The following is a 16,007-nucleotide window of genomic DNA, read 5'->3' on the forward strand; positions in this document are numbered from 1 at the left end:
TTAGCGTCTGGGGAGTGATGTCCGGACCGATCTCCGTCGCGGCACCCCAGCGGGTTCACGATCGCCTCCGCGAGGCGACCGACGGCCCCCGCGAGGTCGTGCACGCGAGCAGCACCGCGATCTACGTCGACCTCGACGGCTGGTGCCTCGGCCTGGTGTCGGCGACGGCGACCCGGGTGCCGTGCGCGCTGTGGTCGACGCTGCCCGACCTCGCCGTCCTCGAGCCCGTGGTGCGGGTGAACCACGGCGGGCTGCTGCTCGGTGACCGGCCGGTGCGGGTGACCCGGCTCGTCGACCCGCGGGTGTCCCGCGTTGGACGTCATGAGGATCCGGGGTTCGCACCGAGGATTCCCATGACGTCCGACCTCGACCTCCCCGTCGACGGCCGTCTCACCACGGCCCACCTCGACCGGCTCCTCGGCCGCGGGCCCGGCCTGACGCCGCTCGGCGACGACGTGCTGGCCGGCTGGCTCACGACCCGGGTGGCGCTCGGCCGACCGGACGAGGTGCTGGCGGCAGCCGTGCGACGACGCCTCGGCGCCACCACCCTGCTCTCGGCCACGCTGCTCGACTGCGCCGTCCGCGGCGAGGCGCTGCCCCAGCTCGCCGACTGGCTCGCCGAGCCCACCGACTCCACCGCCGACGCGCTGCTGGCCGTCGGCGCCACCTCGGGTGCCGGCCTCCTCGCCGGCGCCGGGCTGGCCCTCGCATCGATCGAGCACCACACCACACCCCGGAGGGTTGTCGCATGAAGGACCACGTCGAGCTCCGCAGCGGCGCGTACGCCGACTCGGTGACGCTGCTGCAGGTGAGCCGGGCCGTCCAGGCCAGCCCCGGTGTCGTGGCGGCCCAGGTCGCGATGGCGACCGGCCTCAACCTCGAGGTCCTCGAGGGCATGGGCTTCGAGGTGCCCGCCTCCTCCCCCAACGACATGGTCGTCGCGCTCCGCCTCGACGACGACGCCGACCTCGCCGCGGCGCTAGGCGTGGTCGACGCGGCCCTCGCACCCGTCCGGCAGGCGGCCGGCGACACCACGGTCGCGCCGCCGCGCACCACCGCGAGCGCGCTGCGGCGCACCGGGGTCGACGCCCTCGCCCTCGTCTCGGTGCCCGGCGCCAGCGCGACCGTGGAGGCGATGGACGCGCTCGAGGCAGGACGCGACGTGATGGTCTTCAGCGACAACGTGCCGCTCGCCGAGGAGGTCGCCCTCAAGCAGTACGCCGCCTCGCGCGGCGCGCTGGTCATGGGCCCCGACTGCGGCACCGCGGTCGTCGACGGCGTCGGGCTGGGATTCGCCAACGCGGTCCGCCCGGGCCGGATCGGCATCGTGGCCGCGTCGGGCACCGGCTGCCAGCAGCTCCTCGCCCTGCTCCACCACGCCGGTGCGAGTGCCGACGGGGTCGGGGTGCGTCATGCGCTCGGTGTGGGCGGTCGCGACCTGTCGGCGGCCGTCGGCGGTCTCGCCACCCGCGAGGCCCTGCGCCGCCTCGACGCCGACCCCGACGTCGACCTGGTCGTGGTGGTGTCCAAGCCGCCCGCCGAGGAGGTGGCCGAGGCGCTCACGCGCGACACGCAGGCCCTCGGCACCCCCGTCGAGCTCGGGCTCCTGGGCCGCGGCCAGCGCGACCTGAGCGCGGTCGCCGAGGCTGTCCTCCTGCGACTCGGGCACGAGGCACCCGAGTGGCCGGTCCACGGTGCTGACAACACCGGTCCGGCGACCGGCCCGCTGCTGCGTGGGCTCTTCGTCGGCGGCACCCTGTGCGACGAGTCGATGCTGCTGGCCACCGAGGCGCTCGGCCCGATCCGCAGCAACATCCCGCTGTCCGACGACCTCGCCCTCGGTGACGAGCTGATGGTCGACGACCACACCATGGTCGACTTCGGCGACGACGCCCTGACCCAGGGACGGGCGCACCCGATGATCGACCCCACCCTGCGCAACGAGCAGCTCGCCCGGGCCGCCGCCGACCCCGCGACCGGGGTGATCCTCCTGGACCTCGTCCTCGGCCACGGCGCCGAGCCCGACCCCGCAGCCCTGCTCGCCCCTGCGATCGCCGCGGCCCGCCGGGACCGGCCGGTCCCCGTCGTCGTCAGCCTCGTCGGCACCGACCTCGACCCGCAGGGCCTCGACGCCCAGCGGGACGCCCTCGTCGCCGCGGGCGCCGAGGTCCACCTCTCCAACGCGTCGGCCACCCGCCGCGCCGTCCAGCTGATCGAAGGAGCTGCCCGATGAGCCAGCCCACCGTCGTCACCGTCGGGGCCGACATGTTCGCCGACGCCGTGGCCGGCCAGGCCGTCGACGTCGAGCGCGTCGACTGGCGCCCGCCCATGCCGGGGACGGAGTCCGACCTCGCGACGGTCGCCACCGACGCCCGTCGACCCGAGGCCAACCGCCGGGCGGTCGAGGCGATGCTCGGTGTCACCGCCCACCTCGTCGACGTCGCACCCGCCTCCGAGGTGCTCGGCCTCGAGAAGGGCCAGTTCCTGCACGCCGGCCCGCCGATCACGTGGGACCGCGCGTCCGGCCCGCTGCGGGGCGCGCTCATGGGCGGCGCCGCGCTCGAGGGGCTCGTCGACGACCCCGAGGACGCCGTCGCGCTCTTCGAGTCAGGCAGCTCGGTCACCCTCGAACCGTGCCACCACCGCAGCGCCGTCGGCCCGATGGCCGGCGTCGTCACGCCCTCGATGTGGATGTGGGTCCTCGAGGACCGCGCGACGGGGCGCCGGACGTACTGCTCCCTCAACGAGGGTCTCGGCAAGGTGCTGCGCTACGGCGCCTACTCCCCCGAGGTCCTCACCCGGCTGCGCTGGATGGGCGACGTGCTCGGCCCGCTGCTGCAGGCGGCGGTGCGCGGCACCGACGAGGCGACCGACGTCACCGGCATCCTCACCCAGATGCTGCAGATGGGCGACGAGGCGCACAACCGCAACCGCGCCGGCACCCTGATGCTGCTGCGCGACCTCTCCCCCGCGATGGTGGCCAGCCTGGAGACGGGCGGCTTCGCCGGCAAGGACGTGGCCGACGCGCTGCGCTTCGTCGGCGGCAACGACCACTTCTTCCTCAACCTCGCGATGCCCGCCTGCAAGCTCGCGCTCGACGCCGGCCGCGACGTCCCGGGCTCGACGATGGTCGTCGCGATGGCCCGCAACGGCACCGACTTCGGCATCCAGGTCTCCGGCACGGGTGACGAGTGGTTCACCGGCCCGGCGCAGGTCGCCGAGGGCCTCTTCCTCGGCGACTACGGCCCCGACGACGCCAATCCCGACATCGGCGACTCAGCGATCACCGAGACCGCCGGCATCGGCGGCTTCGCGATGGCGACCGCCCCGGCCATCGTCCGCCTCGTCGGCGGCTCGGTGCCCGACGCCCTCGCGACCACGCGCCGGATGCACGAGATCACCCTCGCGGAGAACCCTCGCTGGTCGGTGCCCGTGCTGGAGTTCCAGGGCACGCCCACCGGCATCGACGTGACGAAGGTGTGCCGCACCGGCATCCTGCCGCAGATCAACACCGGCATGGCCGGCGCGGTCGCGGGGGTCGGCCAGGTCGGCGCCGGGCTCGTCACGCCGCCCGCGGAGATCTTCCCGAAGGCGCTCGCCGCGCTCGCGGCGCGCGTCCCCACCTGAGCGGTGCGTGAGGAGGACTTCACGACGGCGGGATCCTCCTCACTCACCGCCCACGGGCGCGGCGTACGACGACACGCGCCGTGGCGGTGCGTGGCGGGGAGTCTGAGGCCGAAGAATCCCCCTCACGCACCGCCCATCAGCGGGCGTCAGGCCGGGGGCGCGGACCTCTCGTTGTAGACGCCGGCCGGCTCCTGGCCGGTGAGCGCGCCGATCGCGCCCATGATCCGGTCGGTCAGCTCGCGGCGCGCCCGGCCGCTCGGGACGCCGTCGTAGTCCCCCGCGGCGGTGATCGGCTCACCGAAGCGCACGGTCACGTCGACCTTGCCGAGCCGCGGCCGGTTGGAGCCGACGGGCTGGATGTCCTCCGTGCCCTGCAGGCCGACCGGCACGACCGGGCACCCCGCCGTCAGGGCGAGGTGGGCGACACCGGTGCGACCGCGGTAGAGCCGGCCGTCGCGCGAGCGGGTGCCCTCGGGGTAGATCCCGAACGCCTCGCCACGCCGCAGCACGTCCAGCGCGGTGTCGAGGCTGGCGATCGCGGCCCTGGTGTCGTCGCGGTCGACGGGCAGCATGCCGAGGCCTTCGAACCACGCCCGGGTGAGCGTGCCCTTGACCCCGGTGCCGGTGAAGTAGTCGGACTTGGCCAGGAAGACGACCTTGCGCGGCACGACGACCGGGATGACGACGCTGTCGAAGAAGGAGAGGTGGTTGCTGGCCACGATGACCGGTCCTGTGGAGGGCACGTGGTGCAGGCCCTCGACCACCGGGCGCCACACGGCACGGGCGAGCGGGGGGATGACGCCGTGCGCGACCGTGTAGAGCATGGCGGTCATTGTGCCCCGAGCCGGGGCTGCCAGAACGCACGTGTCAGATCCACGGCCCCGCTCGGGCGCAGCGGGGTGCCCTCCTCGAGGTAGGCCTGCCGGGCCTCGTCGCCGTGGGACGGCGGCAGGGAGCCGTCCGCCCGGACCACGCGCCACCACGGCACGCCGCCCCCGTGCGCGGCGAGCACCGACCCGACCAGGCGCGGACCACCCCGCCCGAGCCGCTCCCCGACCACGTCGGCGATCGCGCCGTAGGTCGTCGCCCGCCCGCGCGGGACCGACTCGGCGCACTGCAGCACGAGCTCGGCGTAGAGCTCGCGCTCCTCCTCGGTCGTCATCGCGCCTCCGGGCGGACCAGGCGGGCGGTGACCAGCAGGAGGCCGACGGTCGTCGCCGCGGCCACGAGCCACAGCCACGACGGCGCCAGCCCGGGGTCGAGGCCGCGGACGGCGAGCCAGGTGACCGGGAGCGGGACGAGTGCCAGCGCGCCCCGGGCGAGCCACACCCGCGCCAGGCGCGGGTCGACCGCGAGCGTCGAGGGGCCGTACGACGCCAGGGTGGCGCAGACGTGCGCGGCGACGAGCAGCGCGCCGACCGCCAGCACCCGCCAGTCGACGACGTCGTGCACGGCCCACCACCCACCGACGAGCACGAGCGGCACGACGCCCACGGCGTGGTCGGGCAGCCACGCCCAGGCAGCCGCGGACAGCACGACGCCGATGACCACCCACCCGTGGGGCACTTGCGGGAGGGCGAGCGCCAGCGCCGCGCACGGCAGCACGAGCAGCAGCGCGCGCAGCACGACGACGGGCACGGTGACCCCGGGACGGAGCGCGCGCATCACGTGCGCACCTTCGGCACCCGCTCGCGGCGCGCCAGCTGCTGCAGGACCGTGTCGAGCGTGCGCGCCCCGCGCCACGGCACCACCGGCGTCCCGAGCTCGGCCAGGCGTCGCAGCCGGTCGTCCCGCTCGATCCTCCGCATCCGCGCCGCCAGGGCGGGCAGCGCGAGCCGGTCGGCGCCCTCGGGGGCGTCGAGGGCGCCACCGAGGGTGTCGATCACGACCACCGACGCGCCCCTGCGCTGCAGGCTGGCGGTGGCGGTGACGAGCGGCGTGAAGAGCATCGGCGACAGCACGTGGACCACGCTGCCGGTGCCGGCGCCGAGGTCGAGCCGCTCCGGGGCAGTGCCCCGCGCACCGGAGCGCACCCGGGCGAGCGTCCCGTGGAGTCGCTGGAGGTGGCGCGGACCGGACCCGAGCGGCACTCGCGAGCCGTCGGCGGCCACCACGAGCAGCCCGACCCGGTCGCCGGTGCGCACGTGGTGCTCGGCCAGCGCCGCGGCCGCCCGGACGGTCAGGTCGAGGGTGCTCGCGGCGCCGTCGATGCCGCCGGAGACCCCGAGGTCGCGCAGGCCGTCGACGACGAGCCACACGCCCGCGTCCTGCTCCGCGCGGGTGGTGACGACGTGCAGCTCGCCGGTGCGCAGCGACACCGGCCAGGTGATGCGCTTGAGGCGGTCGCCGGCGACGAAGGGCCGGATGCCCTCGAGCTCGGTGCCGCTGCCCACCCGCCGCGACCGGTGCCGCCCGACCAGGCCGTCAGGCTGCGGCACCTCCGCGCGGCTGTCGTACGGCGCTCGCTGGGGCAGCACGACGAGCCCGCTCTCGGGGAGGTCGAGCGGCCCGCAGCGCCACCCGGCCCAGGCGCTGGTGAGGGCGACGCGCTCGGCGCCGACCGAGCGCCGCCCCCACCGGCGGGGGCTGAACTCGAGGCCGGGCAGGCCGTCGGCGACGAGCGAGCCCGCCGCCCCGTAGGTCGGCGAGGTGGCCACGTGGGCCGTGCGGGTGCCGACCCGGGTGACGTGCTCGACCCCGGTGAGGTCGTCGACCTCGAGCCGCGAGGTCGTGCCCTGTCCCTCGTGGAGCCGGTGGTGGTCGAGGCGGGCGACGACCCGCGGGGCCTGGCGGGGTCGCGACGCGAGGCCCACCGCGGCGAGGACGACGAAGGGGGCGGCCAGCACCACCAGCACCTCCTGGCCCAGCACGATCCCGCCGGCGATGCCGCCGAGCGCGAGCAGGCAGGCCCGGACGAGCGCGGGGGTCGGCCGCCAGGAGGTCACCGGTGCGGCTCCAGCGTGCGCGGCGCCGCGACGGAGGACAGGACTGCGTCCACCACCCGGGTGCCGGACGCCTGCGTCATCCAGAGGTCCGGCTTGACCGTGATCCGGTGCGCCAGCACGGCGCGCGCCACCGCCTTGACGTCCTCCGGCACGACGTAGTCGCGACCGCGGATCGCGGCCCACGCACGAGCGGTGAGCACCAGGCCGAGGCTGCCGCGCGGAGAGGCGCCGGTGAGCACGTCGGCGTGGTCGCGGGTCGCCGACACCAGGGCGACGCAGTAGCGCGCGACCGACTCATCCACGACGACCCGTTCGACGGCGGCCTGGACCGCCGCCAGCCCGCTCGCGTCGGAGACCTGCACGATGTCGACCTCCTCGCGCTGGCGGTCGAGGCGGCGGCGCAGCACGTCGTGCTCCTCCGCCGCGCTCGGGTAGCCGAAGCCGACGCGGAGGAGGAACCGGTCGAGCTGCGCCTCGGGCAGCGGGTAGGTGCCCTCGTACTCCACCGGGTTGGCGGTGGCCAGGACGTGGAACGGGCTCGGCAGCAGGTGCGTCTGGCCCTCGACGGTCACCTGGCCCTCCTGCATCGCCTCGAGCAGCGCTGCCTGCGTCTTCGGCGGGGTGCGGTTGATCTCGTCGGCCAGCAGCAGGCCGGCGAAGACCGGGCCGGCGCGGAAGTCGAACTCCGCGCGGCGCTGGTCGTAGACGTAGGAGCCGGTGAGGTCCGCCGGCAGCAGGTCGGGGGTGAACTGGGCGCGGGAGAAGTCGAGCCCGAGGGCGCCGGCGAAGGACCGTGCGGCCAGGGTCTTGCCGAGGCCGGGGAAGTCCTCCAGCAGGACGTGGCCCTTGGCCAGGATGCCGGCGAGGACCAGGGCCAGCACCTCGCGCTTGCCCACCACCGCGCGGCCCACCTCGTCGAGGACTCGCTCGGCGAACTCCGCCACCTGGGTCGGGTCGGTGCGGGGGTCAGCTTCGGTCACGGAAGTCCTCGATTCGGGTCAGGATGCGGTCGATGTCGGCCGGTGGGATGCGCCGGGCCCCGGCGAGCTCGCGCTCGACGGCGTCGCCGAGGGCGGGGTCGCGACCCCGGGCGAGTGCCACGAGCCGGCGCGCCAGCGCGTCGGAGGGGTCGTCGGTCTGCTGGTGGCTGGAGAGCACGCGCAGGTCGGACGTGGCCTCGTCGACCCGGTCGGTCGACGGCGGGGGCCCCTGCTGCCACTGCGCGGCGGGGACGTCGACGGTGTCGATGACGAGGAAGGCCATCGTCAGCACGACGACCGACCACACCGCGTAGGGCAGCGGCCGCGGCTCCATGTCGAGCAGGAGCGTGACGACGTAGCCGATGGCGGCCAGGGCGATGCCGCCGGTCAGGCGTCCACGCCACCGGGTGGGAAGCCGGCTCACGTGCGTGCCCCGAGGCTGCGCCTGATGCCGGCCAGGGCGGCGAGCGCCTCCGCGCGGTGCTGCTCGGTGACCGGGTGGTCGGAGAAGCGGGCCTCGCGGTAGAGCTCGGCGAGGCGGTTGACCGGGCCGGTGTCGGCGTCGGCGAGGTCGAGGATGCGCAGCGCGTACTCGGACGACGTCTCCGCGACCCGGCGCGCCACGCCGGCTCGCTCGCCCTGGACCTCGAAGCGGTGCCAGGCGGCGACGATCGCGTTGCGGGGGTCCCCCGCGAGCAGCAGGGTCTCCTGCTCGCCGGCGTCGGCGGCCACCTGCTCCGCGACCCGCGTCGGCTCGTCGAGCACGGTGAAGCGGACGTCCTCGCGCTCCTCGGCGCGGATGCGGCGCGCACGGATCTCCCGCAGGACGGCCGCGAGGAGCCACAGGAGGAGCGCGGCCACGACGGCGGCCATCGTCGCCAGCAGGATCCAGATGACGACCTCGACCCACACCGGCGGTGGCCGCTCGACCACCTCCTCGCCGCCGCCGCCGAACTCCAGCGGCGGGTCGCAGTAGGGCCGCTCGGCGACGTCGTCCGGGATCTCGACCGTGGTGGTGCCGTCGGGGTCGGTGGTCACGGGCAGCGGGATGCACGTCTCGGTGGTGGTCGTGGCCGGGCGCGGTCCGGGGCCGGTGAAGACCTGGTCGGGGCCGAGCAGCGTGGCCCACGCGACGAGGACCATCAGCAGGCAGGTGCCGGCCACGGCGACGACGGCGCGCAGGCCGGGCGGCCAGTCCCCGAACGCACGCATGGCGCGACCCTAGGTGACGGGGTCGCGCCATGCGAGGGGGGCACGCCTGGTGGGGGCAGGCGCCTCGGGCAGGTCAGAGGATCGGGCTGAAGGGCTCCGTGCCCGGCACCAGGCGCAGGCCGGCGATGCCGCTCGTCGCCTGGGCGTAGGCCAGCTCGTGGGCCAGGTCGCCGACGCCGTTGGACCCGGCGAGCGGCGCCAGGGCCAGGGTGGACAGCGTGCCGAGCGCGTTCCCATCGGCGTCGAGGAAGGCCGACCCGGAGTCGCCGGGGACGCCCGCGGTCACGGTGTAGACCGGGTGCGACCACCCCTCGCCCTCGGTGCCGAGGCTCGTGCCCTGCTTGGGCGAGAGCTGCTCGATGCCCGCCCGGAGGCTGGAGTTGCCGTAGGAGTAGACGGTGTCGCCTGCGGCGGTGCCGCTGGTGTTGACCGCGACCGGGCCGCCCCAGAAGGGCACCGACGGGTTGACCTTGCCGGTGTCGGCGGCGTCGACCTTCACCAGCGCGAGGTCGTTGTAGGCGCAGGCGTTCTCGTCGGTCTCGCCGTTGCGCTGCATCGCCAGCCACGAGGAGTAGACGAGCGTGCCGCCGCCGACCCTGGTGCCCTCGGACACCAGCGACCCGCCCTCGACGAAGTCGACCTTCGTGCCGAGCGGCAGGGACCCTGCGTCGCAGCCGTTGGTGTCGGTCGCCTCACCGGTGCCGGCGCAGTGCGCGGCATAGCCGACGTACGTCGTGCCGGCCGTGTCGGTGTAGACGAAGTTGGCGGTGCACTGGGCGCCCTCGGTGTACATCTGCACGCCCGGGTGGATGGCCGCCGAGGCGGCGGGTGCCCACTGGGCGCGCGCCTGCTTCTTCGGGGCGGCGGTCGCCGGGGCGCTGGTGGCGGCTGCGGCCACGAGGCCGGCCGCGGCCAGGGTCAGGACCTTCGTGGGAGTACGCATGCCCCTCCCAACGACGTGCGCTGGGAGGGGTTACGCGTCAGTACGCCGGCTGGCTGGGGTCGATCTGGCTCACCCAGGCCACGACGCCGCCGCCCACGTGCACGGCGTCGGCGTAACCGGCGCCCTTGACGATGGCGAGCACCTCGGCCGAGCGGACGCCCGACTTGCAGTGCAGCACGATCGGCTTGTCGCTGGGCAGGTCACCGAGGGCGTTGCCGTTGAGGAACTCGCCCTTGGGGACCAGTCTGGCACCGGGGATCCGGTTGATCTCGAACTCGTTGGGCTCGCGGACGTCGATGAGCTCGAAGTCGCGGGTGCCCTCCTCGCGCTCCTTGAGCATCGCCTCGAGCTGGGTGACCGAGATCGTCGAGCCGGCGGCGGCCTCGGCCGCCTCGTCGGAGACCGCGCCGCAGAAGGCGTCGTAGTCGATGAGGCCGGTGACCGTGGGGTTGTCGCCGCACAGGGCGCAGCTCGGGTCCTTGCGGACCTTGAGCTTGCGCCACTCGAGCTCGAGGGCGTCGTAGATGACGAGCTTGCCGATGGCGGGGTCACCGATGCCGGTGATCAGCTTGATCGCCTCGTTGACCTGGATGGAGCCGATGCTCGCGCACAGCACGCCGAGCACGCCGCCCTCGGCGCAGCTCGGGACCATGCCCGGCGGCGGGGGCTCGGGGTAGAGGCAGCGGTAGCAGGGCGCGTCGTCGGCGAGGGTCGGGGCGAAGACGGACGCCTGGCCGTCGAAGCGGTAGATCGAGCCCCAGACGTAGGGGATCTTCAGGAAGTAGGCGGCGTCGTTGACCATGTAGCGGGTCGCGAAGTTGTCGGTGCCGTCGACGATGAGGTCGTAGCCCTCGAAGACCTGGAGGACGTTGTCGTTGTCGAGGCGCTCGTCGTGCACGACGACCTCGACGTAGGGGTTGACCTCGGCGATCGACTCCCTGGCGGACTCGGCCTTCGAGCGGCCGATGTCGGACATGCCGTGGATGATCTGGCGCTGCAGGTTGGACTCGTCGACCTCGTCGAACTCCGCGATGCCGAGCGTGCCGACGCCGGCCGCGGCCAGGTAGAGCAGGGCGGGCGAGCCCAGGCCGCCGGCACCGATGACGAGCACCTTGGCGTTCTTCAGCCGCTTCTGCCCGGCCATGCCCACGTCGGGGATGATCAGGTGGCGGCTGTAGCGGCGCACCTCGTCGGTGGTGAGCTCGGCGGCCGGCTCGACGAGCGCGGCCACTCCGGACTGGTTGGACGACACGGTGACTCCTTCGTGACGGACTTCGGACCAGGCACAACCGTCGCTCGGCCGGCTCTGTTCCCCGCCATGGTCCCTCCGACCCGAGGCCGGGCCCGACCGGTCCCGCGATCCGGACTCGGCCGCCCGGTCCCGCGTGCTGCCGCCGCAGCATCTTCGGCCTCTGGGGTGGAACGCGAAAGTTTTCCTTGCCAGACCCGCGTCGCGTGGGGTGGAGTAGCCCGCTGGTGACCCTCGGGGGCCACTCCGGTGGCTCTCCTGGGTCGTGCACCACCATCCCCCCACCTCTCGGAACACGGAGAACTCCCTGTGAAGAAGAAGTCACTCCCCGGCCTCGTGGCCGGCACGGCGTGCCTCGCCCTCGGCGTGGCCGCCCTCCCTGCGGCAGCAGTCCCCTCCGACGGCGCACCGGCGTCCTCGGAGCAGGTCCGGGCCAAGCCCGACAACCGCACGTCGCCGCAGATCAGGAAGCAGGCCCGCCTCAAGGCTAAGGCTCGCGCGATGGTCGAGAACGGATCGGCCGAGGCCCGCACCCAGGCTGACGGCAGCCAGGTCGTCGAGGTCGCCGACGGCGAGTTCGTCGAGCTCGGCGAGACCGGCACCGACAAGATCTGGACGATCCTCTCGGAGTTCGGCACCGAGGGCTCGAAGAAGCTCGGCCTGACGCCCGGCCCGGTGCACAACGAGATCCCGAGGCCCGACCGCACCCAGGACAACTCCACGACGTGGGAGGAGTCCTACGACAAGGCCTACTACGACGAGCTCTTCAACGGCTCCGGCGAGTCGATGAAGAGCTTCTACGAGGCCCAGTCCAGCGGCGCCTACAGCGTCGACGTGACCACGGAGGACTGGGTGACCGTCCCCGGCAACGCGTCGACGTACGGCGACAACGCGGTCGAGGACGACGGCGGCTCGTGGTCCTTCATCGACGACACCGCGGACGCCTGGGCGACCTCGTCCGGCAAGAGCACCGCGGAGCTCAACGACTACCTCGCCCAGTTCGACGTCTGGGACCGCTACGACTTCGACGAGGACGGCGACTTCGACGAGCCGGACGGCTACATCGACCACTTCCAGGCCGTCCACGCGGGCGAGGGCGAGGAGGCCGGCGCCGACCCGGACGCGATCTGGTCGCACCGCTGGTACGCCTACCCGACCACGGCCGGGTCCGAGGGCCCGTCGGTCGGCGGCACGCCCAACCTCAACGGCGGCGCCCGGATCGGCGACACCGACTACTTCATCGGCGACTACACCGTCGAGCCCGAGAACGGCGGCCTGGGCGTCTTCGCCCACGAGTACGGCCACGACCTCGGCCTGCCCGACTTCTACGACACCAACGGCGGCGACAACGGCTCGTCGTTCTGGACCACGATGTCGTCCGGCTCGTGGCTCGGCCACGGCGGCGCGGACGAGGGCATCGGCACCCACCCGGGCAGCTTCGGCCCGGAGGAGAAGCTCTTCCTCGGCTGGCTGAAGTACACCGAGGTCGACAAGGGCGAGGGCACCCGCAGCATCGCGCTCAGCCCGTCGGAGAAGCAGGTCGACGGCGCCTACCAGGCGGTCAAGGTCAACCTGCCCACGGCCACGACCACGCAGGCCCAGGTCGACATCCCCGGTGGTGACTACGCCTGGTGGTCCGGTCGCGGCGACGAGCTGCGCAACACGCTGACCCGCGACGTGCCCGCTGCCAGCTCGGTCACCGTCACCGCCGACGCCTGGTACGACATCGAGCAGGGCTACGACTTCCTCTACGCCCAGTACTCCACCGACGGCGGCAGCACGTGGACCACGATCGGTCGCGGCCTCACCGGTTCCAAGACCCGCTGGGGCGGCCTTCGCTTCAGCTACAAGCCGGCCGGCCAGGCCACGAAGTTCCGGTTCCGCTACGCCACCGACGGCGGCGTCAACGAGGCCGGTGCGTTCCTCGACAACATCTCGGTGAAGGCCGACCGGACCACGTTCACCGACGACGTCGAGACCGAGGCGCCGGGCTGGACCGCGAAGGGCTGGAAGCGCTCGACCGGCACCGAGACGGTGTCGGACAACCGCTACTACCTCATCGAGAACCGGCAGTACGTCGGCTACGACGCCACCCTGGCGGAGGGCCCGTACAACTTCTCCGAGGGCGTCACCCGGCCCAACTGGGTGGAGTTCTTCGACTTCCAGGACGGCATGCTCGTGTGGCTGGTCGACCCGACCACGGCCGACAACAACACGTCGGTGCACCCGGGCTCGGGCTACGCCCTGCCGGTCGACGCCACGCCCGACTCGTTCACCTACAGCGACGGCACCAGCCCGACCAACCGCCGCGAGCCGTTCGACGCCACCTTCGGCCTCGACACGATCGACCGGACCTGCCTGCACAAGCAGGTCGCGGCCGACAACGCCGAGGGCTACACGACGCTCGAGACCTGCTCGGGCGTCGTGAAGCAGCAGGCCACCTTCGACGACACCCTGGTCTCGACCTACTACGACGAGGCCGACAACCCGCAGAACTCGGTGAAGGTCGCCGGGGAGGGCGTGAAGGCCACGGTCACCAGCGTGGACGCCACCAGCCGCACCATGCTCGTGGACGTCACCTACTGAGGCGGTCACCCTGAGCCGGTCGTCCGATCGGCTCGGCACACGCGGGAGGGACTCCGGCACGACCGGGGTCCCTCCTCGCGTGTCCGGCTGCGGATAGGCTCGCGGTGGCCCTACCCGGCAGTACCTCCGGGTCGCAGGGCCCGAGCACCACTCCCGCTCACCCCCGGCAACAGGAGCACGACGTGACCGCAGGCAGCACCGACACCACGTCCGAAGGCGTCCACCCACGACCGCGCGGCGGCCGGATGCCGCGGCGCGAGCGTCGCGTGCAGCTGCTCGAGTCGGCGCTCGAGGTCTTCGTGGCCCAGGGCTACCACGCGGCCGCGATGGACGACATCGCCGACCGCGCCGGGGTGTCCAAGCCCGTGCTCTACCAGCACTTCCCCGGCAAGCTCGACCTCTACCTGGCGCTGCTCGACACCTCCTGCGACCTGATCATCGACAACTGCCGCGAGGCGCTGGCCTCCACCACCGACAACCGGGACCGCGTCACGGCGACGATGAGGGTGTTCTACAGCTACGTCGCCTCCGAGGAGGGCGCGTTCCGGCTGGTCTTCGAGTCCGACCTCACCAGCGAGCCCGACGTGCGCGAGCGCGTGGACCGGGTGACCACCGAGTGCGCGTCGATGATCGCCGACGTCATCCGCACCGACACGGGCCTGCCCGACGAGGCCTCCGAGCTGCTCGCGGTGTCGCTCGTGGGAATGGCGCAGGTTTCCGCACGGTTCTGGCTCGCGGGCGGCGGCCAGATCGCCCAGGACGACGCGGCGACGCTGATCGCCGGCCTGGCCTGGCGCGGCATCCGGGGCTACCCGATGACCGACGACCACTGACCCGGCATCATCGACACGTCACCCAACACCCCTGAGCTGAGGAGCAACATCGTGGAGGTCAAGATCGGCGTGCAGCACGCGCAGCGCGAGCTGGTGCTCGACACCGACAGCACGCCCGAGGACATCGAGACCCGCCTGACCGAGGCGCTGTCCGGTGGCGGCGTGCTCCGGCTGTCCGACACCAAGGGCCGCTCGGTGGTCGTGCCCGCGGACAAGATCGCCTACGTCGAGCTCGGCTCGCCGAGCTCCAGCACCGTCGGCTTCCGCTGAGGCGCCCACCGCAGGGGGTGACGACGCCCCATCCCTAGGGGCGCGCCAGATTGATCCGGGGCCCCGGGGGGGAACATGATGAGCGAGTCGGCACGCACTGCCGGCACTCCCGTCACGAGCTCGTGACAACGAAAGGTGGCCCATCATGGTCGTAGATCTCATCGTCCTCCTCATCATCGGAGCGATCATCGGTCTGCTCGGAAAGCTCGTCGCCCCCGGCGACAAGGACAACATCCCCATCTGGCTCACGATCCTGTGCGGCATCGGCGGCGTGCTGCTGGGCTACTGGATCTACTCCCTGTTCGGCGGCGACGGCTCGGGCGGTGTCGACTGGGTCCGCTGGATCGTCGCGGTCCTGACCGCGGCCGTCCTGGTCGTGATCGCCTCGACGGTGACCGGTCGCAACACCGGCAACCGCACGCGGCTCTGACACGACCCGCACGACAGCACGAGGCCCCGCATCCGCCGGATGCGGGGCCTCGTCACGTCTGCGGGACGTCCAGCCTCGGGGCCGGGCTCAGGCCTCGAGGCCGAGCCGGGCCATCCGGTCGGCGTGCAGCTCGGTCAGCCGGGCGAACATCCGCCCGAGCGCGGCCAGGTCGAGCCCCGGTCGGTCGACTCCCCCGGCCAGCAGGGCGGTGAGCGAGTCACGGTCGCCGGCGACGCGCTGGGCCTGCGTGAGGGCCTCCCCCATCAGCCGGCGCCCCCACAGGGCCAGCCGTCCACCGAGCCGGTGGTCCTCGGCGATGCCGGCGCGCACCCGCTCCACGATGAAGGCGGTCTGCCCGGAGTCCTCGAGCGAGGCGATGATGACCTCGCGGGTCTCGGCGTCGAGGTAGGCCGCGATCTCGCGGTAGAAGTCGGCGGCGAGCCCGTCGCCGACGTAGGCCTTGATCAGGCCCTCGTAGTAGTCGGAGGGCGCGGTGTGGGCGTGGAAGCTGTCGAAGCTGGGCCGGAAGACCTGCATCGCCTCGGCCGGGTCGGCGCCGAGCTGCTCGAGGCGGGCGACGAGCTTCTGCAGGTGGGCGAACTCGGCGGTGGCCATCGCCCCGATCGCGATCTTGTCGTCGATCCCGGGGGCCATCTTCGCGTCCTCGACGAGGCGCTCGAACGCCGACAGCTCGCCGTAGGCGATGGCCGCGAGGAGGTCGACGGCGGCGCGGCGGTAGTCCTCGTCGGGCGATTCCGTCATGTTCGCAGCCTAGCGATAGCATCATGGTGACCGAGCCGCCGACGCACCTGCCGGTGGCCGCCTGTATGTGCGCGGTCGGCACTTGCCCGCCAGGGCCTTTCGAGTGGGCTGACCGCATACGCGTGGGACATCCGACTCAGCAGAGAGCGACACCACCTCGTGACCACCTT

General features: G+C 73.2%; 17 protein-coding genes. 7 read left to right on the plus strand and 10 right to left on the minus strand.

Annotated features, from left to right (window positions below; genetic code table 11):
- Nucleotides 1-17 precede the first annotated feature (17 nt).
- The 3 genes from NCI01_RS10825 to NCI01_RS10835 are packed head-to-tail and all read left to right on the plus strand — an operon-like array spanning nucleotide 18 to nucleotide 3,627.
- Complete coding sequence (locus NCI01_RS10825; protein WP_254181488.1) at nucleotides 18-752, plus strand: oxamate carbamoyltransferase subunit AllH family protein; 735 nt, start codon at nucleotides 18-20, stop codon at nucleotides 750-752.
- Nucleotides 749-2,233, plus strand: a complete 1,485-nt coding sequence (locus NCI01_RS10830) for an AllF/FdrA family protein (RefSeq protein ID WP_254181489.1) — start codon at nucleotides 749-751, stop codon at nucleotides 2,231-2,233. The genes NCI01_RS10825 and NCI01_RS10830 overlap by 4 nt, the downstream gene beginning before the upstream one ends.
- On the plus strand, nucleotides 2,230-3,627 hold the full coding sequence (locus tag NCI01_RS10835; protein WP_254181490.1) for a YlbE family protein: 1,398 nt from the start codon (nucleotides 2,230-2,232) through the stop codon (nucleotides 3,625-3,627). Before NCI01_RS10830 ends, NCI01_RS10835 begins: the two co-directional genes overlap by 4 nt.
- A 146-nt stretch (nucleotides 3,628-3,773) precedes the next feature.
- Here the strand turns inward: NCI01_RS10835 and NCI01_RS10840 are convergent, their stop codons facing one another.
- The 9 genes from NCI01_RS10840 to moeZ all read right to left on the minus strand — a co-directional run bounded on the left by NCI01_RS10840 (nucleotide 3,774) and on the right by moeZ (nucleotide 10,959).
- A complete protein-coding gene (locus NCI01_RS10840) occupies nucleotides 3,774-4,451 on the minus strand; it encodes a lysophospholipid acyltransferase family protein (RefSeq protein WP_254181491.1) in 678 nt (225 codons plus the stop codon).
- A gap of 5 nt (nucleotides 4,452-4,456) precedes the next feature.
- Nucleotides 4,457-4,789 carry an MGMT family protein gene (locus tag NCI01_RS10845; protein ID WP_254181492.1) on the minus strand — a complete coding sequence of 111 codons (333 nt, stop codon included), beginning with the start codon at nucleotides 4,787-4,789 and terminating at the stop codon, nucleotides 4,457-4,459.
- A complete protein-coding gene (locus NCI01_RS10850; RefSeq protein ID WP_254181493.1) occupies nucleotides 4,786-5,292 on the minus strand; it encodes a hypothetical protein in 507 nt (168 codons plus the stop codon). Before NCI01_RS10850 ends, NCI01_RS10845 begins: the two co-directional genes overlap by 4 nt.
- The gene (locus tag NCI01_RS22730; protein WP_254181494.1) at nucleotides 5,292-6,572 is read right to left on the minus strand and encodes a DUF58 domain-containing protein; all 1,281 of its coding nucleotides are present in this window, start codon (nucleotides 6,570-6,572) and stop codon (nucleotides 5,292-5,294) included. Before NCI01_RS22730 ends, NCI01_RS10850 begins: the two co-directional genes overlap by 1 nt.
- Nucleotides 6,569-7,552, minus strand: a complete 984-nt coding sequence (locus tag NCI01_RS10860) for an AAA family ATPase (RefSeq protein WP_254181495.1) — start codon at nucleotides 7,550-7,552, stop codon at nucleotides 6,569-6,571. The genes NCI01_RS22730 and NCI01_RS10860 overlap by 4 nt, the downstream gene beginning before the upstream one ends.
- Entirely contained in the window at nucleotides 7,539-7,976 is a 438-nt protein-coding gene (locus NCI01_RS10865; RefSeq protein ID WP_254181496.1) for a hypothetical protein, read from the minus strand. The genes NCI01_RS10860 and NCI01_RS10865 overlap by 14 nt, the downstream gene beginning before the upstream one ends.
- On the minus strand, nucleotides 7,973-8,764 hold the full coding sequence (locus NCI01_RS10870) for a DUF4129 domain-containing protein (RefSeq protein ID WP_254181497.1): 792 nt from the start codon (nucleotides 8,762-8,764) through the stop codon (nucleotides 7,973-7,975). Before NCI01_RS10870 ends, NCI01_RS10865 begins: the two co-directional genes overlap by 4 nt.
- A gap of 73 nt (nucleotides 8,765-8,837) precedes the next feature.
- Complete coding sequence (locus NCI01_RS10875) at nucleotides 8,838-9,707, minus strand: serine protease family protein (protein ID WP_254181498.1); 870 nt, start codon at nucleotides 9,705-9,707, stop codon at nucleotides 8,838-8,840.
- Between the two features lie 37 nt (nucleotides 9,708-9,744).
- Entirely contained in the window at nucleotides 9,745-10,959 is a 1,215-nt protein-coding gene (moeZ, locus tag NCI01_RS10880; protein WP_254181499.1) for an adenylyltransferase/sulfurtransferase MoeZ, read from the minus strand.
- A gap of 306 nt (nucleotides 10,960-11,265) precedes the next feature.
- Here moeZ and NCI01_RS10885 point away from each other — a divergent pair, with 306 nt between their 5' ends.
- The 4 genes from NCI01_RS10885 to NCI01_RS10900 all read left to right on the plus strand — a co-directional run bounded on the left by NCI01_RS10885 (nucleotide 11,266) and on the right by NCI01_RS10900 (nucleotide 15,075).
- Nucleotides 11,266-13,542: an immune inhibitor A domain-containing protein gene (locus tag NCI01_RS10885; protein ID WP_254181500.1), complete on the plus strand. Its 2,277-nt coding sequence runs from the start codon at nucleotides 11,266-11,268 to the stop codon at nucleotides 13,540-13,542.
- Nucleotides 13,543-13,787: 245 nt separating this feature from the next.
- Entirely contained in the window at nucleotides 13,788-14,375 is a 588-nt protein-coding gene (locus NCI01_RS10890; RefSeq protein ID WP_254181674.1) for a TetR/AcrR family transcriptional regulator, read from the plus strand.
- A 51-nt stretch (nucleotides 14,376-14,426) separates the two neighbouring features.
- Nucleotides 14,427-14,645, plus strand: coding sequence for a DUF3107 domain-containing protein (locus tag NCI01_RS10895; RefSeq protein WP_254181501.1), 219 nt, complete (start codon nucleotides 14,427-14,429; stop codon nucleotides 14,643-14,645).
- Nucleotides 14,646-14,790: 145 nt separating this feature from the next.
- The gene (locus NCI01_RS10900) at nucleotides 14,791-15,075 is read left to right on the plus strand and encodes a GlsB/YeaQ/YmgE family stress response membrane protein (protein ID WP_254181502.1); all 285 of its coding nucleotides are present in this window, start codon (nucleotides 14,791-14,793) and stop codon (nucleotides 15,073-15,075) included.
- Nucleotides 15,076-15,162: 87 nt separating this feature from the next.
- Here NCI01_RS10900 and NCI01_RS10905 read toward each other — a convergent pair whose 3' ends face one another.
- A complete protein-coding gene (locus tag NCI01_RS10905; protein ID WP_254181503.1) occupies nucleotides 15,163-15,837 on the minus strand; it encodes a ferritin-like fold-containing protein in 675 nt (224 codons plus the stop codon).
- Nucleotides 15,838-16,007: the final 170 nt, after the last annotated feature.

The sequence above is a fragment of the Nocardioides pinisoli genome (genome assembly GCF_024199985.1).
Lineage (GTDB): Bacteria > Actinomycetota > Actinomycetes > Propionibacteriales > Nocardioidaceae > Nocardioides > Nocardioides pinisoli.